This is a genomic window from Thalassospira sp. GB04J01, from assembly GCF_000751115.1.
Lineage (GTDB): Bacteria > Pseudomonadota > Alphaproteobacteria > Rhodospirillales > Thalassospiraceae > Thalassospira > Thalassospira lucentensis.
This window is the reverse complement of record NZ_CCDX020000008.1, coordinates 27,614-53,959: the sequence shown is the minus strand read 5'-3', so window position 1 is coordinate 53,959 and position 26,346 is coordinate 27,614. Positions and strand designations below refer to the sequence as shown.

The following is a 26,346-nucleotide window of genomic DNA, read 5'->3' as shown; positions in this document are numbered from 1 at the left end:
CGTCTTGCATTTTTCTATACTCTTACCAAGTCGTCCATCCTCCATCAACAATTAGATTGTGCCCAGTTAATCCAGATGTTTGTGGCGAAACTAAGTAATCTACATGCTGGCTAATTTCGGCTTTCTGAAGCATTCGCCCATTTGGGCAGAGCTTGCTATATCTTTCCATGAATTGATCATCAACTCTCCCCGCAATGCCTCCAAGAGATATGCAGTTTACGTCAATTTCTAATGGGGCAAATCGTACCGCTAACTCTTTGGTAAGATGAATAACAGCCGCTTTTGATACGCTATAATGCAGAGGAGATTGTCTTTCGTAGTTGGTATATAGCTCTCTATTGGCAGCAACTACCCCGTACATTGAGCTAACGTTCAGAATTTTCTTCAATGGGCTTCCTGGTGCCATTCCAAATTCCATGGATATTTCGTACGGAACTATAACATCAAGCGTTAACTCGGATGCGAAATGTTCGCGGGAAACTTGTCCCTTACTATCGGTTTCAAGATGATCTAAAGAGCGAGCATTGTTGATGATTGCATATGGAAGATCGCTTCTGTCTTCAATTTTATTCCTAAGTGTCTCGGCAGATTGATTGTCATTTAGATCTGATTGAATGACACGCAAACTATCAAAATCGCAAAAGTATTTCTGTAATTGTTCTGCAGATCTTTTTTGATAGGTGGTTGCAATTACATTCCAGCCAGATTTAAGGAAGTGATGGGTTAGTTCCTTTCCAATAAGTCCGCTCCCGCCGGTAATTAATATTGTTTTTCTAGTTTCTTCCATTTTCTATAACCTCCACTACTTTTAAAGTTTCGTGTTCGGGAATTTTCCGTTTTCGTTCTCTTATAGAGGTTAAAAACTCTTCTAGAGTGTTTCGGAAGCACCTAAATGAATTGTGGAACTCTAAATCTACCTTATCTTTCTCCCCGAAAACTGAGATAGAAACTGGCGTCAGTATTCTCCCAGTAACGGTGAAGCTCGTAATTATGTCATTTTTCCAAAGCAGACTAAGTTGGTGAACTCCTTTAGATATAAGCAAGTTTTTGTCAGTCACCTCCGATGTAAAACCGATAATTCTTAAAGTTGGCTCAATGAGGTGGACTGCGTAAGTGTCCCAGTATTTTGGAGTTGTTGCATTGATAAATCGTATGGGCCCGATATCGTGTGCCTGTGCAGGGCTTAGTTGGAGTTCGGGCGCAAACCTTAGGGCCGTGCAGGTGAATATTTGCCCGTCATACAGCTGCCGCTGAAAAAGCTCAACTGCACTGTCACGCGACAGGGCAAACGGCTTATCAATATAAATCGGTAAGCCTGCTTCTAGAAACGGTTTAGCAAGTGCCGAATGCGATTGAGCGTCGTCACGGGCTAGAAGTATGGCATCTACTTTCCCTATCATGTCGCATGCATTTTTAGTGACGTGAGGTATTAGAGAAGCTTGTGCGATATGTCTTGACCTCTCTTCATTCTGTGTCCAGATATGGGTCACTTCTGCGTCACTGAGCTTGGCGTCGGGCCAGTTTTGCTCTGCAAGATATTGCGGGATCGCTGGGAAACCGCACTTGACCATATGCTCCGGGTCGTAGCCGTTCAAAATTGCAGACCAGGAGTAGGGGTGACCGTTACCTTCCGAGATTCCAATGATTCCTAAGTTGATTTTCTGTTGCTTTTCCAAAAAAGGAAATCCCGCGGGGGCGATGTGTGGTGTCATGTTTTTTGACTCGCTAATGATGGCTAGTGAAGTACCCTATTCTCGCTGGAAATTCACAGGACTTTATATATTGTCACTTGTTACAGGAAAATACATTCAATAAACAAGGGACACAGGAATGAGAATTTGATGTGTGGAGGAAAATAGGTGATAAACCTATAATCTACTCATTAAATGGGGAGTGGTACGAGCTCAGCTACGAAAGATAAATGGTTCGGAACTAAATTTTTGATAATAGTGGATGGGTTTGTTGTTTAAAAGAATAATTTTTTCTGATGTGAAGTATGCATTTTCTTTATTGAATTCAGTAGAGAAAAAACAGTTAATTGTAATTTTATTTATCTCAATAGTATTGGGGTTTGTGGAAAGCCTAGTTGTCGCGTCTGTTTTTCCTTTCGTATATTTGATGATGGATCCGTTTTATTTCAAAGAAATTCCATATTTGGATGATTTTTTGGCATATTTCAATGTATCGGTAGAAGGTCTTCTTCCTGTGTTAGGAGGGGGTGTTGTTGCAATTATTTTATTTGGTGCATTGCTGAATGCGTTGTATGTTTATTTAAGTGAGAAGTATAGCGAGGTATCTATTGCTAGGTTTTCTTTAGATTATTACGAGATTTTCAGTGGATCTCCGTACTCATGGATAGTGAGTCAACGAAACAGTGATATTGAACACGTGTTCCGAAACGATATTAGGAGATGGCGTCGTGATGTAGTTAGGTCAGTGTTGCTTGCTATTCAGTCCGTTATTATTATACTGTTTACAAGTATTTCTGCTATTATAATATCTCCTTTAGAAGGGGTTTACTCTATTATAACACTAGGTGTTGTGTCTACAATCATGATGCATTTTGTGAGAAAACCGCTAAAGAAAGGCGCAGTAGAGGCGAGAAAAAACGAAACGAATTTATTTTTTGTATTGAGTCAATACGTTCGAGGCGTTCGAGATATTAAGGTGGAGAGTGGGTCAAGTTATTTTCTCTCCCAGTTGAAAACAACTTTTTTAAAGTCAGCAAGATCAAATTATCTCATAAAGTCAATGTCTAGTCTTCCTGGTCCGGCGCTTTCGGCCTGTGGTCAAGTGTCATTTATTTGTGTTGCGGTCGTGCTGTGGGGGTTGGATTATTCTGCTGCGGAGATCACCGCGCAAATTGCTTTGGTTGGGGTTGTGGTAAGCAGAGTTCTCCCAGCTGCAAATAAATTCAATTCATCAATAACAAGTATAGACCAAGCAATGCCTTTCCTTGCAAGCATACGAGATAGCATAAATGGGGCTAGGTCATATATAGGATGGATCGAGGGTGTCGGAGGTCCAGGATTGAAGGAGTGTTCCGCTTGGGAAAGCATTCGTTTTAATGATGTGAATTTTTCCTACCCGAGCCAGGGTGACGTGCTTAAAGGTATTGACCTTACTTTGAGGAAAGGAAAGTTCTACGGTCTGGTCGGAGAGTCCGGTGCTGGAAAAAGTACGTTGATTAATTTATTCTTGGGCCTTTTCTCTCCTACTTCTGGTGAGATACAGATTGATGGTACGTCAAGAGACAATTTCGATCCCGAGAGTTGGTTGCAAAGGCTAGCGTATGTCCCACAGGAGGTGTTTCTGCTTGCAGGGACAGTGAAAGAGAATATTGAATTTGGTCATGACCAAGAGAATGGGGAATATGCGCTGGACGAAGTGCTCCGATGCAGTGCCTTAGCTGATGTTATTGCCAAATTGCCCCACGGAATTAACACTACGTTGGGGGAAGATGGTCAAGGGGTTTCTGGTGGGCAGAAGCAAAGAATTGCCATCGCTAGGGCCTTGTACAGATGTCCTGATGTGCTGATCCTCGACGAAGGAACAAGTGCTTTGGATCAGCCAACAGAAGCACGGGTGCTGAATCAACTTCATCGAGATTCTGGGGATCGGTTGACTATTGTTGTGTCGCATCGTGTGCGAGCCTTGAAGGAATGTGACGAGATAATCCTGTTAAAGGATGGGGCTATTAGTGATGTAGGCACTTATAGTGAGCTGCAAAGGCGTAGTGAGCTTTTTAGAAGGCTTTCGACGGACACCGAGAATGGGGGCCAATGATGCGGGTAGCTATGATTCCAGCCCGAGGGGGCTCTAAGAGGTTGCCAGGTAAGAATTTGCGGTTGCTTGGAGAGAGGCCGCTAATTGTTTGGTCGATCGAAGCGGCAAAAAAGAGCGGGCTCTTCGACATAGTTTTGGTAACAACGGATGATGATGCCATTGCGGAAGTCTCGGAAGGCGCGGCTGCCGAAGTTGTAATGAGGCCAACGGAGCTCGCGCAAGACAATAGCCCGACATACGATGCCATCTTCCACGCATGGGAATCTATGGGAGATAACCGTCACAATGTGTCTTGTATTGCTACTCTGCAGCCTACTAATCCGTTCAGGCCACTTAGCATGTTGCGGGAAGCAGTCAATATGTTCGAAACAAATGAGTGTGATTCACTGTTGACGGTGAGCGAGCGGAGACTTAAGTGTGGGCATATTGATAACGGGTTCTACCGCCCCAACTATGATTTTGGTCAGCAATCTAGGTTGACTTATCCGGTTACGTTTGAAAATGGGATGCTCTATCTTACTTCAATCGCGTGTTTGCTTAATGGATCTCTTTCCGGAACAAAGGTTTTACCTTTTCTGACTGGTCGACCTTTTGACGACATTGACATTGATATTCCTGAGGACTTCATTCTGGCTGAAAGCTTGCTAGCTTTTATATCCGATAGGCTTGGTTACTAAATTATGGGGCTGCTATCAGTATTCCACTTGAAATCGTTGCTAAGAGAACTCGCAAATGTACTTCTGCAGGGGGTTAGGCGTTGTTCGCCGAAGTATAGGTGGAAAAGGAATGTAAACAGTGATCGTAGACGAAAGGTTGAGAGTCTTCTGGCTCGGTTTTGCCAAGGGGATAGCGACAGATTTAAAGGTGACGTTTTAATTGATGGGCAATGGGATAATCCCAACTATTGGCTTAGGTTAACGCTGTTGAGAAAGGCTCTTGGTCTGCCAAATGGTTTTGAAGTAGGTGTTACAGGGCGCTTCAAACACTCAGAGTGTAGTCGAACCCTTAAGTCAATGGGAATTGAAGAAGTAATTCGTATTCGGGACATAGAGTACGATGAAAATCTTGTTTTGAAGCAAGTGAACAATCTGAAAAGAATCACTAAGTCGTCTGAAGATATTCTAAAATGGAAGTTGGAGGGAGAGGTACCTGGTTCTCTATTTTATGATGCCATCCTTAAGAGACAGCGGCTAGCTTCAGTTGATATTTTTAGAAGTGATTTCTGGCAAATTGTCCGTGAAGGTTTAGTGCTTGCTGCTAAAGCAGATCGCCTTATCGGAATGCGGGATTTTAAATTGGTGGTCGTTAGCCATCCAGTTAATTTCGAATATGGCTTGATAGCGTGGTTTGCCTTAACGCGTGGTATCAAGGTGATAGTGCCATTCGGGCTTTTCGGTGTTCTGAGAATGGTACATATGCAACATCCAGAAGACCTGACTGACTTTTACGATCGGCCAAAGAGGCGGGACATAGAGTGCTTGCCTGTCGATACAGCTGACAAGATGAGGCGAGCCGGTGTTCAATATCTCAAAGGACGCCTTGATGGCCGTGCTGACGATTTGGCATCGGTGTATGCTTTTAATAAAAACTCTCAGCGTATTGATAGAGCATCACTTTGCCTCAAATTTGGATGGGATCCAGTGAAACCCATAGTTGGTTTCTATGCGTCCAATTGGTATGACTGGCCTCATCAGCTAGGAATGACTCAGTTCAGGGATTTCTTAGATTGGACAGAGAAAACGTTCGATGTTGCATCTCAAACATCTGAGTTCAACTGGTTATTCAAACCTCATCCTTGCGAAGAGTGGTTTGGAGGTGTTTCGTTAAAAGAGATCATGAGGGAGCTCCCTAATAGTTCTCACATAGGGCTTGCTGACAAAAACTGGAATAATGCGGCGGTCATGGAATGCATTGACGCAATGGTTACTTATCATGGTACCGCAGGCATTGAATTTGCGTCGCTAGGTAAACCTGTTTTGTTACCAGATAGGGGCAAGTATCATGATTGCGGTTTCGCCAAAGTTGCAAATAATCGCCAGCACTATCTTGAACTATTATCGACCACTTGGTGGAGTGACTACGGTAGAAGGGAAGCTCAGAAAAATGCGGAGCTTTTCGCTGGGTGGTGGTTCTGCGCACCTTCATGGCAAGGAAAATTTTTACTCGGGGATGATTCTCGACAAGAAGAATTGTATAGCGACATTCTTTCTTTGCTTGTCGATAATCCAGAGGGTATGGACAAAGAGAGCGAGAGCCTGAAATCCTGGTATCTATCAGGTCACATGTATTCGCATACGTTTAAGATGATGCATGCAAAATCTTTCCAATTAACAAACGTTTAGTGACCCAAAGGAACTTTAAAATGATAATTCTCGGGCTTCATTGTGGTCATAACTCATCTGCCGCACTGATGAAAGATGGTGTGATTGTCGGTGCTGTTCAGGAAGAGCGATTTACGAAGTGTAAAAATCAAGTCGCGTTTCCCGAGAAATCGATACGAAATCTTGTTGATGCTCACCTTGGCGGTGACATTAGTTTGCTTGACCATGTTGCAATGTTTACTAAAAATGTAGATCCCATTGGCCTCGCAATCTCCCGATATTCAGATTTTTCAGTCTTGGATCATATCAACGAGAACAAAGAATATTGGAAGCCTGTTTTCTATGATTCCGCAGTTAATGACGGTAAGTACTGGCGGGATATGTATGTGAACGGCGAGAAGCTCAATCAAAATCAAGGGCTTGATACAGATTATATGAAGTCTTCTGGCTCGTTAGAGGATTTGACCCGTTACGTTAGCGATGAACTGCGTATAGCGACATTGCGTGATAAGTTTCGCTTTGGCGGACCTTGTTCTATTTATGATCATCACTATTGCCACGCAACATATGCGCTTTACGGCTCTAAGCTCCCCCAAGTTATCCAAGGTGAAACATTGGTTTTAACCGCAGATTCATGGGGAGACGGCCAAAATTGGTCAGCGTATTTGTCTGATGAACAAGGTCGACTTAATAAGATTGGAGGGGGAAAGGATCATTCGGTTGCACGGGTCTACAGATTTGTAACGCTCATTTTAGGTATGAAGCCAAACGAACATGAATACAAGGTGATGGGCCTCTCAGGTTATAGTCGCCACAGTAAGTACACAAGGGCAGTTGAAGATATTTTCGATGAAATTCTGACCTTCGAGAATGGAATTTTTGTAAGTCCAAAACCGCTTAAAGAGAGTTACTTTGATTTGAAAGAGCGCCTTGAGGGGCATCGGTTTGATAATATAGCATTTGCGGTTCAAAATTGGGCCACACGCGTAACAGGTGACTGGATGAAGTACTGGCTTGAGAAAACGTCTTCTCGCAATGTGTGCTTCTCCGGTGGCTTGTCTATGAACATAAAGTCCAATGGGGACCTTCTTTCTTTGCCTGAAATTGATTGGATGAGTGTGCCTGCGTCGGGTGGTGATGAAAGTGGCTCCATCGGAGCATGTTTTGCCGCAGCGATAGAAGAAGGCGAAACAATTACGCCAATCAAAAGTGCTTATCTTGGGCATGTTAATGGTGTGATGGGGGAAGAGGATAAGTGGCAGTTTGGTGTCCAGGCTGCGAATGATGATCCTGATAACTACTTGGAACTGCAAAATATTGAAGCCAAAGGTTTGGCAAAACTACTGGCTAACAACGTTATTGTCGCTCGATGTGTGGGACCGATGGAATTCGGAGCAAGAGCGTTAGGTAACCGATCTATTTTGGCTAACCCATCCGACGTTGGAAATCTGAAGCGCATAAATGACGCCATAAAGAACCGTGACTTCTGGATGCCCTTTACTCCCAGCATTTTGAAGGAGGATACCGATCTATATCTTCTAAATCCGAAGAAGGTAGTATCTCCGTTCATGACAATTGGGTTTGAGACCACAGATCGCGCAAAACGTGATTTAATTGCGGCGGTTCATCCTGGGGATTTCTCTGCGCGACCGCAGTTCGTGAGTAAGGAGATCAATCCGGAATACTGGGAGCTGATTCATGCGTTCAAAGAGATTACCGATGTGCCAGCGTTACTGAATACCTCTCTCAACTTACATGGTGATCCGATGAATTGTAGCATTGCAGATGCGGCAAGAACGTTGTCTCTGTCAGCCTTGGAAGTGCTTGCTCTACCGGGGGAAAGATTACTAGTCAAAAAAGATGCGCTTGAAAAAGTCGAAAGTATTTTTGAAGCTTAATGTTACCAACCGTAAATGTCGATTGTAGGTTCCAAATGCGCGAGTTAGATATTGCGGGTCGTAAGGTAGGGCCCGACCACCCTCCGTTGGTTTTGGTTGAAGTAGGTATCAACCACGAAGGGGATGTTGAGAAAGCGAAAAGGCTTGTTGATGCTGCTGTAGCTTCGGGGGCTGAGGTTGTAAAATTTCAATGTCATATTACTGATAAAGAAATGGTCCCTACAGATATGACCCCTGGGGAAATATCGAACGACCGGTTGTGGGATATCATTAAACGCTGCGAATTGACCGAAGATGAAGAACGGGAAGTTCAAGCCTATTGTAAGCAAAAGGGAATAATTTATTTGTCAACTCCCTTCAGTCGAGAGGCTGCTGACCGCCTCAATGATATGGGAGTGCCCGCCTTTAAGATCGGCTCTGGAGAATGCAATAACTTACCGCTTCTTGAACACGTAGCCGGTTTTGGGAAGCCAATGATAATTTCAACGGGTATGAATGATTTGGAGTCAGTTAAGCGAACTGTTGCCGTGATAGCTGGGCGTGTTCCGTTTGCATTGATGCACTGTACTTCAATGTACCCAACACCTTATGATAAAGTAAGATTAGCGGCTATAACTCAACTAATCGAGGACTTTGATGTTCCTGTTGGGCTGTCGGATCATTCGTTAAATATATGGACCTGCCTCGGTGCGACGGCTTTAGGAGCATCTCTTTTAGAGAAGCATTTTACGATTTCCAGAGCTTGGCCTGGCCCTGATACAGCAATATCGATCGAACCTGATGAACTGAAGGATTTGATCGACGGTAGTAAAGCTGTTTGGCAAGCTCGAGGTGGAGAGAAGGATGTTTTACCAGAAGAGCAACCTGTCATTGAGTTTGCTTACGCAACAGTCGTCGCGATTGCGCCTATCAAAAAGGGCGAGGTGTTTAGTAAAGAGAATTCGTGGGTCAAGCGGCCCGGAACAGGAGAGATACATGCGGATAGGTACCATGAGGTTGTGGGTAAAACAGCGTCACGAGATATCGACGCGGAAACTCATGTGAAAATCTCTGATGTAATCGGATATGATTGACGAGGTTTTCCCAAGAATTGTTATTACAGGTGCTGCAGGGTTCGTTGGGGAGGCCTTACTCCGTAGACTTTCTGCTTGTGACTTAGATATTATAGGCCTTTATAGATCTGCCCCACCACATAGTGTTTATCCTAGCAATGTACGGTTGGAGAAGGTTGCAGCTTACGAAGACTTTGTGCCTCCTCGGTCTGCCCGGCTAGTGCATCTGGCTGAAAGCCGTGCTTTAAGCCAGGCTGAAAGTCTCGATCCCGTTGCTCACGTTTCCAAAGTGCGATCAGCTACATGTGAGCTTCTTGCAAGAGAATGGTCTCACGTGGTTTATGCATCTTCGTCAGCCGTATATGAGGATAAATCTTGTCGCCTGCATCAGATTGATGATGACGTAAACCCAACTCAATTGTATGGGAAAATTAAGAAAACGTGTGAAGGGTTAGTAACATCTTGTAGTGGGGCTTCTCTTAGGTTCTCAAACATTTTTGGGCCAGGAATGTCCAGTAATAATGTTTTGTCTGATATTCTCAGTCAAATTCGCTCTAGTGGGCCACTGACCGTGCGTAATTTATCGACAGTTCGAAACTTTCTTTGGGTTGAGGATGCCGCGGATGCCTTGAAGCTAGCGGTTTTGAACTCGGCTTCTGGAATTTTTAACATTGGCCAGGCACCTGCTGTAAGTGTTCGGGATCTCTGTCAAATGGCACTGAACCTTTCCGGGCAAAACGGACGAACTTTAAGAGAAAATAATCAGGATGCCGCTCGATCTTGCCTTCAAATGGAACTCGAGGTTTCTCAGAGTAAATTGAAATGGGAACCGCAGACCTCAATTGAAGAAGGTCTTATAATGCTAATGCGAGATCGTGGGCTTATTTGAACACGAACCAGGCCCTTTGTTCTGAAATAAAGCAGCTAACTTTAAGCTAAATATGCATTCTGAATGATGCTATAATACAGGTATGATATGTCCAAAAAAGTAATCGCCGTTTTTACCGGAAATCGCGCTGAATATGGATTGCAGCTTCCTGTTCTAAAGGCGATTGATCAACATCCTGACCTCGAATATCGATTGATTGTATCAGGAGCTCACTTGGACCCCAATTTCGGTCACACTCGGAAAGAAATTGAAGGAGATGGGTTCATAGTTTCTCGTGAGGTCGAGATTGAGATGCCTGCTGATTCTCTATTCGCAACAGCTATTGCGATAGGTTCCGGGGTTAGTGAAATCGCAAAGGCTCTTTCTGAGCTGAAACCTGATATGCTTGTTGTTTACGCGGATCGTTTCGAAGGGTTCGCTGCCGTGATCGCAAGCACTCAGATGAATATTCCTACCGCACATATTGAAGGTGGAGATTTGACGGAAGGTGGTGCTTTGGACGATTCTGTTCGACACGCTATGACCAAGTTGGCACATCTTCACTTTACAACAAACCAGCAGGCCTCAAACCGGGTTATGGCGATGGGGGAAGAAAGCTGGCGTGTCCATACAGTTGGGTTTCCTGCCATTGATCTGATTCAAAATCAAAATTTTGCGAAACCAGACGAAATTTTGAATAAGCTCAAACTTAGCGCAGATAAGCCGATTGTGTTGTTCACTCAGCACTCAGTGACTACCGAATTCGATAGTTCTGTAACGCAGCTTGAGCCATCATTGACTGCCCTTAAGGCACTAGCTCAAGAGGGGGCGCAGATACTAGTCACCTATCCAAATAACGATGCTGGAGGCCGTCAAATTATTGAACGTCTCAATGATTGGCATAAGAAATCTCATCGTAATGTGCAGCTTCATAGCTCTTTGGGGCGGTATCTGTATCACGGAGTATTGGCGCTTTCCCGAAATCCTAAGTTCAAAGTGGTCTGTGTAGGTAATTCTTCATCTGGAATTAAAGAGACGCCTGCGTTTGGTTGTCCAACCGTTAACGTTGGTTCGCGTCAAGAGGGACGGCTACGGGGTAATAATGTTATCGATACGAACTACGATGCGACTGAAATAGCGGATGCCATTAAACGCTGTTGTTATGATACGGAGTTTCGCGAAATTGCAAGGTCAACGTTCAACCCTTACTGGCAGGGAGACGCGGGGCTCAAAATTGCTAATATCCTTGCTGAAGCCGATATTGACCAGCGTCTTATTCGTAAGAAGATGACATTACGTGGAGATGTAAAGGACGGTTGGTATCAATGATAGAACCAATGCTTTTGCCTACCAGTACTATTCGAGATGCCATTGACGTTATTGAGCACACTCGGCGGTTCATTGCTGCAGTTGTAGACGCCAATGGAAAGTTACTGGGAATTATATCCGATGGGGACATCAGAAGGTCTCTTCTTGCAGACAAAACGCTAGATGATTTTGCTACAGTTGCAATGACTGAAAAGCCAATTCTTGGGCGGGCAGATGATCCCGCCGAGGTGCTCCAGAAGAAGATGCTTGACCTTGGGGTTGCAGCCCTACCTTTAGTGGATGAATGCAATCGCTTTGTTCGAATTGCTCAAGTGAATGATGAGACGGAAATCAGAAGTGTTGCTAGCAGCGCAGATCTTTTTTGGGGAGCCGTTGTAATGGCTGGTGGGGAGGGGCGCCGCTTACGGCCTCTTACCGAGAATATGCCGAAGCCTATGTTGACTGTTGGTGGAGTACCTCTTCTGGAGCGGCAGATCAGAGGAATGGTCTCGCGTGGTTTGAAGCGCATATTCATCTCAACTAACTATCTTGGTCACTTGATCGAAGATCATTTTGGTGATGGAAGTGATATAGGTGCCCGTATTGCGTATTTGAAAGAAGACAAAAAGCTAGGTACTGCAGGGGCGTTGTCGTTGTTGCCCGAGCGTCCAGACGGACCAATACTGGTTATCAATGGTGATGTCCTAACCACGAGTGATTATGGACGAATGCTTGATTTTCACGATAACAATAGCGCGTTGATGACTGTTGCGGCGATTGAGTATCATATTGAAATACCATTTGGTGTTATTGAAACATCAGGGGTTTTTGCTACGGCCTTACAGGAAAAGCCATCTCAAAGTTATCTGTGCAATGCTGGGATGTATGTCTTGTCACCTAAAGCTCTAGAGCTTATCCCAAAGGATGGTTTTTTCAATATGACAGATGTAATTGACGCTGCGATCGCTATTGGGGAAAAAGTTTGCGTATTTCCGGTCCATGAATATTGGACAGATATTGGCAGTCCGAGTGATCTCGCTATAGCTCAAAAAATGTTTGGAGATCGCTAAATGAGCACAGATTTCAATGGGAAACAGGTTTTTGTAACTGGGGCGGATGGCTTTATCGGAAGTCATTTGGTAGAGCGCCTTGTAAGAGAAGGTGCCTCAGTGAAAGCACTGACATACTATAACTCTTGGAACAGTATCGGTTGGCTTTCTAACATTCCTCAGTCAATCTTGAATTCTGTAGAGGTGTTACGAGGGGATATACGGGATGCTGAATTCATTCACAAAGCCATCAGGAACTGTGAATACGTATTTCACCTTTCAAGCCTTATCGGAATCCCTTATTCGTATTCGTCGCCACGTTCTTACTTGGATACAAACATTACGGGTGCGCTGAACGTTCTTGAGGGGTGCCGAAACTCAAGCTCTCTTCTGCGGCTCTTGCATACTTCAACATCTGAGGTGTACGGAACGGCGCAAACTGTCCCCATCTCAGAAGATCATCCATTGGTTGGGCAGTCTCCGTACTCGGCGACAAAAATTGGCGCTGATAAGTTAGTGGAAAGTTACTATCATTCATTTGCACTTCCTGTGGTTACAGCTCGACCGTTTAATACGTTTGGGCCGCGTCAAACGGCAAGGGCAGTAATTCCTACTATTGCGAGCCAGTTGCTTTCGGGGTGCTCTTCGATACAGTTGGGAGCCTTAACACCTACGCGGGACTTTACATATGTATTAGATACAGCTCGAGCGATGTGTAGCTTGATTGGCTGCGACTCTGCAGAAGGGCAAGTAGTCAATATTGGAACAGGATTAGAGTGGTCTATTGAGGAAACTGCTAGGATTCTTATGGAAATTGTTGGTGTTGAAACGCCAATTACCTGCGACAACGAACGGGTCCGTCCAAAGAATAGTGAAGTTAATAGGCTAATTGCAGATAACTCCCGTATTACGTCTATGACAAACTGGCGCCCAGAACATAGTTTCAGGGAAGGCTTGGAGGAGACAGTAGATTGGATAAAACAAAATCTGCATCATTTTGAGCCAACTGACTATTCTGTATAATTGTTTGCATTGATTGAAGTGTTGTCGACTGTGGAATGGCCGATTTTGAAGTTTGATATGTTTGTTGAGCTTATCAAATTTTGAACATTTGATTTGGAATCATAGGTCACTAGCCTAAGCTGAACGAGAAGGTCTTATGTCTAAGCCAAAAACGTGCAGAATTTGTGGTTCTACCGAAAGCGAAACCGCTTACTACGGTCCCATTAGAGACGGTGTATTTGGTCTTTTAAAAGAAGAGGCTACGATATATCGGTGCGGGGGATGTGGTGTAGAGGAACTTGATGAAAGCCTATGTCCTGATGTCAGTTTTTACGAAACAAAGGATTATCGTGAGAAGCTTGCAAAGGGGCTTGATAGCAGCGCCTACTTTACCGAGCATGACATACTGCAGATTCATACTTTAAAGGCAATTTGGCCTCGTTTCCTTCGTGATGCCGTAATTGCAGATATCGGCTGCGGCGGCGGCGCCCTAATGGATCATCTAAAGGGCTGGACAAAGCAGCAGATCGGTATTGAACCTTATGAATTATATCGATCCGAATTAAGTAGGAACGGTTACGAAGTATATCCTTATGTTGTTGATGCTATAGATGAGTGGTCAAATAAAGTAGACTTGGCATTAAGCATTCAAGTCATTGAACACACGGAAGACCCTCGACAATTTCTTTCTGATATCAAGCCCTTGCTAAGTAGCAATGGCCGCCTGATCATTAGTACGCCAAACCGAGAAGATATACTTTTTGATCTTTTGCCGGATGACTTTCCTAAGTTCTTCTATCGGGTGGTGCACCGTTGGTATTTTGATGCAGCTTCGATTGCCGAGTGTGCACAGCGTGCAGGGTATGAGGTCGAAGAAATTAAGTTCTCTCATCGATATTCAATGAGTAACGCTTTGCGTTGGCTGCGAGACCGAAAGCCGACTGGGAACTTGCCTTTGAAGGGAATTGATAATTTGGCGGATAGCTTTTGGGTTGGCTATTTAGAAACGATAGGCAAGAGCGATTGCATTTATGCGGTTCTGAAGGCGAAATAATACCTAGTTAAGGTTAGTTAATGGCGAAGCTGAAAATTCTCTGCTTTATGGAATCCGATCCTGAGGTTCGGAACTTTCTCCATAGCGGTTCTCTAAATTTATTATTTGAAAAGCATGATGTTGAGCTAGTTCTTCCTCCTAAGAATTACAAGCGTCTAAAGGCAGATGTGGAAGGCCTTAAGTTGGGTGTTCCTGTTCGAAGAGTCCGAATACCAGAAAGACGATTGGCTATTTGGAAGCGCTTGTATCACCTTAATCAGATGCGTTTCCGACTAGATCTGGATTGGCTTGGTCTATGGCTCAGCTGGTGGGGTGTGGTTGGCTGGAAGGCGGGGGTACTTTTCAGCTTGGGAAACTTACCCTTAATTTGTGATGTAGTTAAAAAAAGATTGCATGCTGAGCTGCTTAAGTTCCCGTGCAAAGATTTAGATCTATTGGTTGAAGAAACTCAACCAGATATCGTTATACATCCAAGTACCTTTGGAGGGTATTTTGTTAACGACTTTGTCGACTTGGGAAAGCGTCTCAGTGTTCCAACGTTCCTAATAATGAACTCTTGGGACAATCCAAGTTCTAAGAGAGCAATGTCAGGCGAGCCGGATCGGGTTGGTGTTTGGGGAGAGCAGACTGTCAAGCATACTCAAAAGTTTGCTGGAATCCCTAGGCACCATATTATTGTGCTGGGCGCAGCGCAGTTTGAAGTCTACAGATCTGCTCCTCGAATCACTCCTTCCGAATTTAGGTCAGAGCATGGTCTAAGCCCCCGTGACATAGTGCTTTTATATGCGGGGTCAAGTAGAGGCACGCAGGAATCGTTACATTTAGAGTGGATAAATCGCGCAATTGAGGAAGGTGATCTTCCGATGATGAAGGTGGTTTATCGACCGCATCCATGGGGAATTCAACAAGATCAAGCGCAGAAGATACTTTCATCGGACTGGAAGAATGTCGTGGTGGAAAATTCCATGTATGACTTTATGAAAAGTTGCGCAAAAGATGGAAAAAGCGGTGCATTCTATATGGCCGAATACGCTAGAACGCACGACATTCTATCTTCGGTTGACATGGTTGTTTCTCCTCTTTCCACCGTGATTATCGAAGGTGCTCTTCATGGAAAGCCAGTTATGTGCTTTTACCCGAAGGAAGAGGAAGGGAGTAGCCTGTGGAAAAAGAATGTAAAGAGACTTCCTCACTTTGATGAGATCTTTAAATCTAAGATGGTGATAACTTGCTTGAGTCATTCTGACTTAATTGAGTCTATTAGAAAGTTGAATAGGAATTTGTTGGTCTCGGATTTTTCCTCTCAAATAGAAGTGTTTTCAAAGTATTTTGTCGAATTTTCTGACGGTGGATATCGCGAAAATTTAAATGTAGAGATAGAGAATTTTTTCAAAGAATTGTCTGGAAAAACGAGTAACGAATGAGCCTCATGTTTTCTCTGATTATAATATTAAGGGCTATCTTTTCGTGCAATAATTGTGAATAGGTCAATTGGTGACTTTGTAATCATGGAAAGATAACGAAAATCTGATGTTCGGTGGAAAAAGAATTCTCGCAGTTGTCCCGGCACGAGGGGGAAGTAAAGGTATTCCGCTAAAAAATCTGCAACTAGTGCGGGGAGTGCCTCTTGTTGCGTTGGTCGGAGATGTAATTAAACAAGTAAAATTGTTCGACCGATCAGTGGTTTCAACAGATCACCCAGATATCGCTGCAGTTGCGGAAGCTGCGGGCATTAGAGTTCCTTTCGAAAGGCCTGAACACTTATCTGGTGACAGGATAGGGGACCTTGACGTGTTGAGCCATGCTTTACATGAAATGGAAAACCAGGATTCGACTACGTATGACGTGATCGTAATGCTGCAGCCAACATCTCCCTTAAGAACCGCTAGCAATGTTATTGATTGTATCGAAAAACTTGTGCTTGAAAAGCGTGATGCAGTCTGGACGGTTTCTGAGACAGATTCAAAAGAGCACCCATTAAAGCAGCTGACTTTGGGGGAGAATGGGGCTCTTGAATATTATGATCCCAAGGGAGAAGATATTATTGCTCGTCAGCAACTTCAACCTGTTTATCACCGTAATGGCATAGCTTATGCTATTACGCGGGACTGTTTGTTAAATCAGCTTGCCATTAAAGGTAGTAATACAGCAGGGTTGGTGGTTAAGGGCAATCATGTAAGTATTGATACTAAGTGGGATTTGGAGTTGGTCGAATTCATCCTTTCTAGATACGATGAAGCCCGTGGTTGATGTGGTGAAAAAAAAACCAAAAATTACCTATCTGGTCAAAGGTGGGAGACAGTCAAGATTGTTGGATGCAGAGGCTCCAAGTGAGCTTCTTTATGGTTATCGAGAACTGCAAGGCTTGGGTCTTGATATGGGTATGCTAGCTGACAGGGAATTCGACTTAGACGTTTCTCCCAATTTTTTAAAGCGGTATTTAAATACCTTACTCTATTGGATTGTTGGGATACCTGGCTGGTCTTTGTGGCGTCTTTACTTAAAGCGGAAACTCTTTGAAAAGAGTGATGTTGTAGTTGTTACAACAAACACGTTTGGTGTTTGCTTGGCTGTTCTTCTGCGCTTGAAGTTATTGCCTTGTAAGCTGATTTTTATCGCTATGGGGCTTGTAGAGGCAAGTACACCAAAGAGATGGCAGGTGGTTTATCGCTGGGCATTGGCTAACTGTGGAGTACTGGCTCTTGCTCAAAGGGATGCTGAAGCACTGTCGACAATGATAGGTAGAGAAGTTCCATACATACCTTTTGGAGTAGATTTCGATTTTTGGGGGGCTTCAATTGAAGCTCAAACTGAAACTGTTGAAAAGTACATCCTGAGTATAGGCAACGACAGGCACAGAGACTATTCCTCGCTAGTTCAGGCTTGGAGGCCTTGGTTTCCTAAGCTAAAAATAGTTACAAAACTCGAAGTCTCGCCGCAAACAGCTAATGTTGAGGTCATTCATGGCGATTGGCACAGGCAAGCTTTGAGTGATATTGAGATACGGCGTATGGTCAATAACGCTATCTGTACGATTTTACCTATACGGGATACGGTTCAGCCGTCCGGGCAAAGTACGGCACTTCAATCTATGGCATGTGGTAAGGCAGTTTTACTTACTGATTTTGCTGGGCTGTGGAACAAGGACTTTATGATTTCAGGGCAAACGTGCGTTTTTATTGGTAAGCCTGGCTGCGTAAAAGATATTTCAGATACTGTATCTGAATTCCTTGATCGGCCTCGCGACCTTGAAGAAATAGGCAGAAATGCCAGAGAAGTTGTTGCTGAAAATTTAAATTGTAAAGTTATGGCTAAAAGTTTGATGCGATTTATTGAGATACATCTTGCGGCTGAATTCCATTGATTTTCACTTCTCATGGAATTGTCCAGGATGTCTAAATATTATTTTATGTACGTTAGGGTGTCTGCCAGTTTAAATGTTTTATGACTCGTGTTGGATAAATAGATAACCAAGTAAGGGTGATGTATATCATTATAAGATAGGTGAAATTACTAAAAGTTTAAATAATAAAAAAATCGTGATCTGCATATCTGTGGTTTTGGTAAGTCTACTTAGGGAATTTTGTTTTTTTCTTTATTGAGGAAGTGATGTTTTTATTGTGTGCGAAAATGGATGATATTTCGTCAGGAGTTGTATCACTATTTCTCTAAGCTGATTGTCTCAATCTTGGAAATCTGGTCGCCGGAACAAGTTTATCGATATACAAGCTGAGGAAACTTGAATGTAAGATTGATGTTGAAAGTTGGATGGTTTGCATGAAAGTTGCTATTGGTTATCATATAAAGGATGGTCCGTGGGGCGGGGGGAATCGCTTTGCAAAGTCACTTGCCCAAGCGTTGGAACAAAGAGGCCACAAAGTGGTCTTTACATTAGAGGATTCGGATGTTGACGTTGTTCTTCTAACAGACCCAAGAGCACGTGCTTCGAATGTTTCTTTTGGACCAGGTTCAATATTGAGATACCTAGCCTTCAAGAATAAAAATGCTGTGGTTGTTCATCGAATTAATGAGTGCGATGAACGGAAAAATACAAATTTCATTAATGCTCTTTTGGGACGTGCAAATTACTGCGCTGATCATACTGTGTTTGTAGGTAGTTGGTTGGTTGATTTGCCAACTTGGATAGAGTCTCTGCGCACCCCTTACTCTGTTATCTTAAATGGAGCAGATGCAGAGACGTTCAATTCATCGTGTTTCGTACCTTGGAACCATGAAGAGCCTCTCCGTCTTGTAACTCATCATTGGGGAGGGAATTGGATGAAGGGCTTCGATGTTTATAAACAGCTCGACGAAATGCTTGTTAACCCCAAGTGGAAATACAAGATTGAATTCACTTATATCGGTAATCTGCCTGAGGGGTTTGAATTCAAGAATGCAAGGGTTATTAAGCCCCTCAATGGCGAGGCGCTTTGCGACGAGTTATCGTCGAAACATGCCTATGTGACAGCATCAATTTGCGAGCCCGGCGGAAACCATCAAAACGAAGCTGGAGCATGCGGATTGCCCCTTCTCTATCGAAGCAGCGGTTGTTTACCAGAATACTGTGATGGATTCGGCATTCAGTTCGAGTTCGAGACATTTGAGCAGGCTTTGGAGAAAATGATTGCTGAGTATGACATTCACGCAGAAAGCCTCAAGAGGTGGCCACATTGGGCTTCTCGGACGTGCGCAGATTATATCAAACTTTTTGAAGAACTGGTGTCTCGACGTGACGAGATTGTAAAGCGCAGGAAGTTGTGGCGTAATCCATGGCTGATGTTAAGAAATCAACTTTCTCTGTAAAGCCTGATCAGAGTAGAGAGGGTTATGTACTGTGAACCTTGAGCGCTACATATGACATTTAACAAAAGAAAAGCCCTTGTCTTCGGAGTTTCCGGACAAGATGGTTCTTTGCTGGCGAAGCTTTTGGTGGAAAAGGGTTATGAGGTCCATGGAACATCAAGAGATTCTGAAACAAGCTCTTTTGATGCGTTGAAGGTACTGGGCGTTAAAGAACAAGTCCACCTTCACTCGACCGTTATGACTGATTTTCGAAGCGTTCTTCAGGCCGTTGATCGCGTGGCGCCGGATGAAATATACAATCTTGCGGGGCAGAGCTCCGTTGGTTTGTCGTTCCATCAGCCTGTGGAGACGCTTGAGAGTATCGCAACAGCGACTTTGAATATCCTTGAGGTGATTCGATTTCTGGGGGTTAACGCTAAGTTCTACAGTGCAGGATCTTCAGAGTGTTTCGGTGATACAGGTGAAAAACCTGCGAGCGAGGACACGCCGTTTCATCCCAGAAGCCCTTATGCTGTAGCAAAAGCGACGGCCTTCTGGCAGGTCGTTAACTACCGGGAAAGCTACAATCTTTTCGCTTGTACGGGCATCCTGTTCAACCATGAGTCTCCTTTGCGGCCACACCGCTTTGTTACCCGAAAAATTGTAGCTGGCGCAGTAAGCATTTACAAAAATGGTGGCGGCATATTGGAACTTGGTGACTTGTCTGTAATGCGTGACTGGGGATGGGCACCGGAATATGTCGAGGCAATGTGGGCAATGCTGCAATTGCACAGCCCAGAAGATTTCGTAATTGCGACTGGAAAAGTTTCTCGCCTTCAAGACTTTGTCGCGCATGTGTTCGGGGAATTGGGTATGGATTGGCGTGATCACGTTTGCGTCAATGGACAATTCTTGCGGCCATCGGAAATCCGATGTGGCTTTGGTGATGCGAGAAAAGCGCACCAAATTCTTGACTGGTCTGCCAAGGTGGAAATGTCGGAAGTAGCGTTACGTCTTGTCAGAGCCGAGCTGTCACGTATACAGGATCCAGCGAATTTTAACGGTCTCGGGCTTTGGTCATGAAGAATGCACTTCGATCAACAAAAAATGTTGCACAAGCTTTGCCTTGGCAGGTCGCTGCAGCAACGGGAATATGGCAAGGCCACGGGGCACCGGTCAAATTTGTCTCAGAGCGTATCAACTGGGCTATCCAAACGGTCGGAGAAAACATTGGTTCGCATCTAAATCATGAGATGCCAAACGTTTTTGAGATGACAACAGAACCATACAAGGACACCAATCGCGTGGTGCATTTCGGTTCTCAATACATGTGGCTTACATGGCACAAACATATGCCACGCGGAAATCGATATGTAACATCATTCTTTCATGGAAAACCAGAAGATGGCCCTGATGTAGCGCAGCATATTGAAGATTTTGTCAAGAGCAGCACTGCGCTTGACAAAATCGTAACAGGCGCAAGCATTGTCGAGAAGAGATTGGTGGAATGGGGGGTACCTCAATCAAAAATCCACCATATTCCAATTGGTGTTGATACCAAAAAGTTTGTTCCCCCATCACAAGCGCAGAAAGAAGTTGCCCGTCAGAAGTTTGGGATAAAACCTGGAGAAATTGTCATTGGCTCATTTCAGAAGGATGGTGTCGGCTGGGGCGACGGGATGGAACCCAAACTTATCAAGGGACCTGACCGCTTTGTCGATGTGGTTTTCCGATTGGCTAAAGAGTATCCGGTGAAAGTTTTTCTTACTGGACCTGCCAGAGGATACGTTAAGAGCGGTCTAGAAAAGCTTGGAATTGAATACATCCATCAATATCCTAAAGACCACACAGGTCTAGTCGAATGTTATTGGGCGTTGGATTTGTATTTGATGACGTCGCGTGAGGAGGGCGGGCCAATGGGCTTGACGGAGGGCATGGCCTCAGGTGTACCTGTAATATCGACCGCTGTCGGTATGGCGCCGGATTTGCTGGTTGGTGGGCTTTCTGGGGGATTGATCGCCAACTACAGTGCGGATAGTTTTGTCGAAGCGGCCCTCTGTATGCTGAGTGATCAATCGCATATTGATCGCGTTCGCGTGGAAGGCAGGCAGGAAGTGGAGCGGGTTGACTGGGGCCGAGTGGCTCAAGCTCATTGGGATCAAGTGTACAGTAAGCTTGTTGTCAGCTGATGAAATACATTTTTTGTTAGACTTGGATGGTTATCAAGTGACGTATCTTGGATGCAAATATTCCAGTGGTAATTCCCTTTTTTGATTTTGCGCCGCTCCGATAACCTCAGTGAGGCTCTCCCTTTTTCGTTGTGCTAAAAGCTACCTATCGAAAACCCCAAAGGAAACTTCGTGTCAGCAATTGATCCTGTTTATAAGCGGTGTTTACGTGCGTCTTTCCGACTGCTTCAAGGAATTATTGCTATCGCCGGTAGTGTTGGAAGCCGCAGCGTGCTGCGCGTCTGGTATGCCGGTGCTAGGGCTGGTGATATTGGTGGGCCATTGGTGAAAGTCCAGCGGTTAAAGGAGTTTTTTCCAGACTGTCGAACTTCTTTTAGCCATGCTTATCTCTTGTCAAACTGTCCATATCTTCCTGGTTGGGCATTGCGTTGGCTAAAATGGCGCGGTATCCCGATCATTTTAAACCAAAATGGCGTATATTATCGTGCTTGGTTTGATGGAGATTGTGCAAGCAAAAATCGTGAAATGGCCAAGGCATGGCATCTGGCCGATTATGTGTTCTATCAGAGTAACTTCTGTAAGGTGACTGCTGAAAAGTTTCTCGGAGTGCGCGCCGGTCCGGGCGAAGTTCTTTTCAATGCTGTCGATATAGAGCACTTTAAACCTGATCCAAAACGCAATAATGTCCGCCCAGTTTTTCTGCATACTGGAAAGTTGGTGACTCACATGTTCTATCGTGTTGAAGCACTTCTGCGCGGATTTGCCCTAGCGCGAGGTCGGGGGTTGGATGCGGAGTTGCGGATTGCTGGCTGGATGGACTTGAATGTTCAAAGGAAAGCTACTGTTTTGCTTTCAGAACTTGCATTGGAAGACCGTGTGTCGTTTACAGGGCCTTATGATCAAGGCCGCGCCCCATCAGTCTATAGCGCTGCGGATGCGTATGTTACACTGACATTTAACGACGCCTGTCCAAGCGCTGTTATCGAGGCGCTTTCATGTGGACTTCCCGTTTTGTATTCGGACTCTGGCGGTGTGCCGGAACTAGTATCTAAAAAATCGGGTGTCGGTCTTTCTGTTGAAAACGGATATGACAAGGTCGATGTGCCTGATGTTGAAGCCATTGCGGAGGGTTTAAAAGAGATACTCAGCGGGCTTTCAGGGCGTCAATCAGCTGCGCGTGAACATGCGATGAAGGCTTTTGATATTCGGAATTGGATAGGCCGTCATCGCACTGTCTTTAAGCTTATTTCCAAAGGGAAATAGCCCTTTGGGAATAAGCATTTCAGCGGTTAGTCTAACCAGACAGTGCACTCGAAGTGAGTGATTATGCTAGCTAAGTAATATTTTCTATGGAGTTAATCAGAAGAGTGGCGGAGAGGGTGGGATTCGAACCCACGGTACTATTGCTAGTACAACGGTTTTCGAGACCGCCCCGTTCGACCACTCCGGCACCTCTCCGCATGTGTGGTCTTGGCGTTCGAGGCGGTGTTTACCCATCCTCGCGCCAGAATGCAAGAGAGAAAACGCATTTTGGGCCAACTCTTTTGGATCGTCGTCGGGTTCGTGCCGGTGCATGCTGTCTCAATCTAGGCATGCTGTCTCAATCCAGCCCTTATGCCGCTGGTTAACTGAAGCCGGGCGGCTTGCGCCTCAAATGCCGGGTTGAGTGCGCGGTGGATTTCCCCTGCGGGATTATGGCTGCACGGTTTGCCGGGCAGCCATGCGCACCAAGGCCATGCAAAGCCCGCGCGGCATCACGCTTTGGAGTTGACTCTTGGGGCCAAAAACGGTAATTCACCCGTTCTTCGCAGCGGTTCGGTATCAGTTAGCAGCGACACCGAAGCGCGCGTTTTGATTCCAGAATGATTTTTCAGGAAGTTTTAGATGTACGCAATCATCAAAACTGGCGGCAAACAGTATAAAGTTGCTGCCAACGACGTTATCAAAGTCGAAAAGATCGCTGCCCAGGCCGGTGACACTGTGAAACTTGAAGAAGTTCTCATGGTTGCTGGCGACGGCGCGCCAAAAGTCGGTGCTCCGTTGCTCAAAGGTGCTTCTGTTACCGCAGAAGTTCTCGAACAGGCCAAGGGCGACAAGGTGATCGTTTTCAAGAAAAAGCGTCGGCATAACTACCGTCGTAAAAATGGTCATCGCCAGAACCTGACTGTTCTGCGCATCAAGGACATCAACGCCTGATTTATCAGGTTGAGATGCAGTTTTAGGAGAGTTTCATGGCTCATAAGAAAGCTGGTGGTAGTTCGCGCAACGGTCGCGACTCCGAAGGTCGCCGTCTCGGCGTGAAAAAATTCGGTGGTCAGGCAGTTGTAGCAGGCAACATCCTCGTTCGTCAGCGTGGCACCAAGTTCCATGCCGGTGACAATGTCGGCCTCGCCAAAGACCACACCCTGTTTGCGACTGTGAACGGTTCCGTCCTGTTCAAGTCGGGCTACAAGGGTCGTACTTACGTAACGATCGTTCCGGCAGAGGCGTAAGCCTCCCGTCGGCTGCGCGATACGTAGCAAGATTTTCGAGGGAGGAATGAGCAATCATTCCTCCCTTGTTTTATGTAATATAGATTTCCCGTCGAAGCGCAGCCTCTTTTGCGCGCCGGGATCGCAAATACAAAAACGGGCACTGCCCAAAGGACCGGTTATGAAGTTTCTCGACCAAGCCAAGATTTATGTGCGCAGTGGCCGCGGCGGTGCTGGCGCGGTAAGCTTTAGGCGCGAAAAATATATCGAGTTTGGCGGTCCCGATGGTGGTGACGGCGGGCGTGGTGGCGATGTCATTCTAGAGGCAGTCGAAAACCTCAATACCCTGATTGATTTCCGCTATCAGCAGCATTTCAAGGCCGAAGTCGGTATGCATGGCATGGGCCGCGACCGCACCGGTCGTTCGGGTAATTCCATCACCATCAAGGTCCCGGTCGGCACCCAGATTCTTGCCGAAGACCGCGAAACCCTGATTGTCGATATGCTCAAAGCTGGCCAAACCCATCTGCTGTGTCGGGGCGGTGACGGCGGGCGTGGTAATGCGCGTTTCAAATCCTCCACCAATCAGGCCCCGCGCCGTTCCGAAGAAGGCTTCCCAGCCGAGGAAATGTGGATATGGATGCGCCTGAAACTGATCGCCGATGCCGGTCTGGTTGGTCTGCCCAATGCGGGCAAGTCTACCTTCCTCGCCGCATCGTCGCAGGCACGTCCGAAAATTGCCGATTATCCGTTTACCACCTTGCATCCGCAGTTGGGTGTGGTCAGCATCGATGACACTGAATTCGTTCTGGCCGATATTCCCGGTCTGATCGAAGGTGCGTCCGAAGGCAAGGGGATCGGCACACGCTTCCTCGGTCATATCGAACGCTGCGAAGTTCTGTTGCACCTGATCGACTGTGCCGAGGAAGACCCGGTCGCAACCTATCAGACAGTGCGTGAAGAGCTCGAAGGTTACGCTGATATCCTAATCGACAAGCCCGAAATCGTCGTGCTGTCCAAGGCCGATCAGCTTCTGCCCGAAATGGTCGAAGAACAGCGCGAGATCCTTGAAAAAGGCATCGGCAAAAAGGTCTATGTCGTCTCAGGTGTGACACAGCAAGGCGTTACGGACATCCACCGCGAAGTCCGCGCCTATATCGATGGCGAGCGCGAACGCCGCGCCATGGAAGGTCGCGGGGATAACGTCTACCAACCGTAAGATCGGGGTCTCAAAAATGCAGGCTGCACTCGCGGACGCAAAACGTCTGATCATCAAGGTTGGCTCGGCCCTTCTGGTCGATGAAACCACCGGCAAGCTTCGCCGTGCCTGGCTCGAAGCCCTGGCCGATGACATCGCCCTTTTGCGCGAACGCGGGGTTGAGGTCATTGTTGTGTCCAGTGGTGCCATTGCCATGGGCCGACGCTTGCTGGGGCTTGATCACCGCACCATCAGCTTGGCCGATAAACAGGCCGCCGCAGCCACCGGGCAAATCAGCCTGTCGCAAGTCTGGCAGGAGGCCCTTGGCCGCAATGGCCTGACCATGGCGCAGGTGCTTGTGACGTTAGAAGACATGGAAGGCCGCCGTCGCTATCTGAATGCGCGCGGCACCTTAAATGCGCTGCTTGCCCATGGTGCTGTCCCCCTGATCAATGAAAACGATACCGTCGCGACCGAAGAAATCCGTTTTGGCGATAATGATCGTCTCGGGGCAAAGGTCGCCCATATGATCTCGGCCGATACGCTTGTGTTGTTGTCCGACATCGATGGTCTTTATACCGCCGACCCGCGCAAGAACCCGGACGCAAAACTGATCCCCGAAGTCCGCGAATTGACCCCGGATATCATGGCCATGGCCGGTGCGGCCCCGACCATGTATAGCTCGGGCGGGATGGTGACCAAATTGCAGGCGGCTGAAATCGCCATGAAATCGGGCTGTCGCATGATCATCGCGCGCGGCACGATCTATCATCCGCTCAAAGCCCAGCTTGAAGGCGCACCCAATACGGTCTTTTTGCCCAGCGAAAGCCCGCTTGCCGCACGCCGCCACTGGATCGCAACGTCGCTTTCGGCCCCCGGTGCGATCATTGTCGATGACGGGGCGGCCAATGCGATGCGGGCAGGCAAAAACCTTCTGGCAGCAGGGATCAGTGGCGTTGATGGCGGTTTTAAGCATGGCGACGCTGTGCGCGTGCTCGATGACAAGGGTCATGAGGTCGCACGCGGCATCACGTCCTACAGTGCCGAAGAAACCCGCCTATTGATGGGCCATGCCTCCGCCGACATCGAAGCCACCCTTGGCTTTACCCGCGGAAATGCTGTGATCCATTCGGACGATTTGGTGGTCGCAGAGGGGTAAAACCCTCTAAGGCCAAAGCCGTTTAGGGGTTATTTGGCGTCCGGATGGTAATGCGACTGCATGCGCATGTCTGACAGCGCAAAGCTGCCATTCCCGGACATCACCTGTCCGGGTTTCAAGCCGGATGTCTGCGGCACGCCCATGTCCCTTTAAGACGGCGCCACGTTCATCTGCAATAGGGTTCCGGAATATCCGCCAAGGTTAAAAAT

23 protein-coding genes and 1 tRNA gene are annotated in these 26,346 nt (G+C 46.1%); 21 read left to right on the top strand and 3 right to left on the bottom strand.

What is annotated here, in order from left to right:
• Positions 1-22 precede the first annotated feature (22 nt).
• Both AMM48_RS05425 and AMM48_RS05420 read right to left on the bottom strand, forming a co-directional pair.
• Positions 23-787 carry an SDR family oxidoreductase gene (locus AMM48_RS05425; RefSeq protein ID WP_102783237.1) on the bottom strand — a complete coding sequence of 255 codons (765 nt, stop codon included), beginning with the start codon at positions 785-787 and terminating at the stop codon, positions 23-25.
• Positions 774-1,712 (bottom strand): Gfo/Idh/MocA family oxidoreductase, encoded by a 939-nt coding sequence (locus AMM48_RS05420; RefSeq protein ID WP_102783236.1) that lies wholly within the window; start codon positions 1,710-1,712, stop codon positions 774-776. The genes AMM48_RS05425 and AMM48_RS05420 overlap by 14 nt, the downstream gene beginning before the upstream one ends.
• Positions 1,713-1,953: 241 nt before the next feature.
• On the opposite strand from AMM48_RS05420, the gene AMM48_RS05415 reads away from it, so the two are divergent.
• The 17 genes from AMM48_RS05415 to AMM48_RS05335 all read left to right on the top strand — a co-directional run bounded on the left by AMM48_RS05415 (position 1,954) and on the right by AMM48_RS05335 (position 22,572).
• Positions 1,954-3,786: an ABC transporter ATP-binding protein gene (locus tag AMM48_RS05415; RefSeq protein ID WP_102783235.1), complete on the top strand. Its 1,833-nt coding sequence runs from the start codon at positions 1,954-1,956 to the stop codon at positions 3,784-3,786.
• On the top strand, positions 3,783-4,463 hold the full coding sequence (locus AMM48_RS05410) for an acylneuraminate cytidylyltransferase family protein (protein ID WP_102783234.1): 681 nt from the start codon (positions 3,783-3,785) through the stop codon (positions 4,461-4,463). Before AMM48_RS05415 ends, AMM48_RS05410 begins: the two co-directional genes overlap by 4 nt.
• A 246-nt stretch (positions 4,464-4,709) precedes the next feature.
• Positions 4,710-6,128 carry a hypothetical protein gene (locus AMM48_RS05405; protein WP_146030382.1) on the top strand — a complete coding sequence of 473 codons (1,419 nt, stop codon included), beginning with the start codon at positions 4,710-4,712 and terminating at the stop codon, positions 6,126-6,128.
• A gap of 20 nt (positions 6,129-6,148) precedes the next feature.
• The gene (locus AMM48_RS05400) at positions 6,149-8,005 is read left to right on the top strand and encodes a carbamoyltransferase C-terminal domain-containing protein (RefSeq protein WP_102783232.1); all 1,857 of its coding nucleotides are present in this window, start codon (positions 6,149-6,151) and stop codon (positions 8,003-8,005) included.
• 35 nt (positions 8,006-8,040) lie between these two features.
• Positions 8,041-9,078, top strand: a complete 1,038-nt coding sequence (locus AMM48_RS05395; protein ID WP_102783493.1) for an N-acetylneuraminate synthase family protein — start codon at positions 8,041-8,043, stop codon at positions 9,076-9,078.
• A complete protein-coding gene (locus AMM48_RS05390) occupies positions 9,071-9,946 on the top strand; it encodes an NAD(P)-dependent oxidoreductase (protein WP_102783231.1) in 876 nt (291 codons plus the stop codon). Before AMM48_RS05395 ends, AMM48_RS05390 begins: the two co-directional genes overlap by 8 nt.
• Positions 9,947-10,033: 87 nt before the next feature.
• Positions 10,034-11,254: a UDP-N-acetylglucosamine 2-epimerase gene (neuC, locus tag AMM48_RS05385; RefSeq protein WP_102783230.1), complete on the top strand. Its 1,221-nt coding sequence runs from the start codon at positions 10,034-10,036 to the stop codon at positions 11,252-11,254.
• 8 nt (positions 11,255-11,262) lie between these two features.
• The gene (locus tag AMM48_RS05380) at positions 11,263-12,303 is read left to right on the top strand and encodes a nucleotidyltransferase family protein (protein WP_158246429.1); all 1,041 of its coding nucleotides are present in this window, start codon (positions 11,263-11,265) and stop codon (positions 12,301-12,303) included.
• On the top strand, positions 12,304-13,305 hold the full coding sequence (locus AMM48_RS05375) for an SDR family NAD(P)-dependent oxidoreductase (RefSeq protein ID WP_102783228.1): 1,002 nt from the start codon (positions 12,304-12,306) through the stop codon (positions 13,303-13,305).
• A gap of 136 nt (positions 13,306-13,441) precedes the next feature.
• Positions 13,442-14,338 (top strand): class I SAM-dependent methyltransferase, encoded by an 897-nt coding sequence (locus tag AMM48_RS05370; RefSeq protein ID WP_102783227.1) that lies wholly within the window; start codon positions 13,442-13,444, stop codon positions 14,336-14,338.
• Positions 14,339-14,358: 20 nt separating this feature from the next.
• The gene (locus AMM48_RS05365; RefSeq protein WP_102783226.1) at positions 14,359-15,762 is read left to right on the top strand and encodes a hypothetical protein; all 1,404 of its coding nucleotides are present in this window, start codon (positions 14,359-14,361) and stop codon (positions 15,760-15,762) included.
• A gap of 106 nt (positions 15,763-15,868) precedes the next feature.
• Complete coding sequence (locus AMM48_RS05360; RefSeq protein ID WP_102783225.1) at positions 15,869-16,588, top strand: acylneuraminate cytidylyltransferase family protein; 720 nt, start codon at positions 15,869-15,871, stop codon at positions 16,586-16,588.
• Entirely contained in the window at positions 16,581-17,702 is a 1,122-nt protein-coding gene (locus tag AMM48_RS05355) for a glycosyltransferase (protein ID WP_146030381.1), read from the top strand. Before AMM48_RS05360 ends, AMM48_RS05355 begins: the two co-directional genes overlap by 8 nt.
• 413 nt (positions 17,703-18,115) lie before the next feature.
• Positions 18,116-19,141, top strand: coding sequence for a hypothetical protein (locus tag AMM48_RS05350; RefSeq protein ID WP_102783223.1), 1,026 nt, complete (start codon positions 18,116-18,118; stop codon positions 19,139-19,141).
• 51 nt (positions 19,142-19,192) lie between these two features.
• Positions 19,193-20,203 (top strand): GDP-mannose 4,6-dehydratase, encoded by a 1,011-nt coding sequence (locus AMM48_RS05345; RefSeq protein WP_102783222.1) that lies wholly within the window; start codon positions 19,193-19,195, stop codon positions 20,201-20,203.
• A complete protein-coding gene (locus tag AMM48_RS05340; protein ID WP_102783221.1) occupies positions 20,200-21,309 on the top strand; it encodes a glycosyltransferase family 4 protein in 1,110 nt (369 codons plus the stop codon). Before AMM48_RS05345 ends, AMM48_RS05340 begins: the two co-directional genes overlap by 4 nt.
• Before the next feature lie 171 nt (positions 21,310-21,480).
• A complete protein-coding gene (locus AMM48_RS05335) occupies positions 21,481-22,572 on the top strand; it encodes a glycosyltransferase family 4 protein (RefSeq protein WP_146030380.1) in 1,092 nt (363 codons plus the stop codon).
• 105 nt (positions 22,573-22,677) lie between these two features.
• Here AMM48_RS05335 and AMM48_RS05330 read toward each other — a convergent pair.
• Positions 22,678-22,767, bottom strand: a tRNA-Ser gene (locus AMM48_RS05330).
• A 426-nt stretch (positions 22,768-23,193) separates the two neighbouring features.
• Between AMM48_RS05330 and rplU the strand changes: the two genes are divergently transcribed.
• The 4 genes from rplU (at position 23,194) to proB (ending at position 26,137) form a co-directional block, all read left to right on the top strand.
• Positions 23,194-23,505, top strand: a complete 312-nt coding sequence (rplU, locus tag AMM48_RS05325; RefSeq protein WP_022731155.1) for a 50S ribosomal protein L21 — start codon at positions 23,194-23,196, stop codon at positions 23,503-23,505.
• A gap of 35 nt (positions 23,506-23,540) precedes the next feature.
• The gene (rpmA, locus tag AMM48_RS05320; RefSeq protein ID WP_022731156.1) at positions 23,541-23,801 is read left to right on the top strand and encodes a 50S ribosomal protein L27; all 261 of its coding nucleotides are present in this window, start codon (positions 23,541-23,543) and stop codon (positions 23,799-23,801) included.
• A gap of 160 nt (positions 23,802-23,961) precedes the next feature.
• The gene (obgE, locus tag AMM48_RS05315; protein ID WP_102783219.1) at positions 23,962-24,999 is read left to right on the top strand and encodes a GTPase ObgE; all 1,038 of its coding nucleotides are present in this window, start codon (positions 23,962-23,964) and stop codon (positions 24,997-24,999) included.
• A 16-nt stretch (positions 25,000-25,015) separates the two neighbouring features.
• Positions 25,016-26,137 (top strand): glutamate 5-kinase, encoded by a 1,122-nt coding sequence (gene proB, locus AMM48_RS05310; protein ID WP_102783218.1) that lies wholly within the window; start codon positions 25,016-25,018, stop codon positions 26,135-26,137.
• The last annotated feature ends 209 nt before the right edge of the window (positions 26,138-26,346 follow it).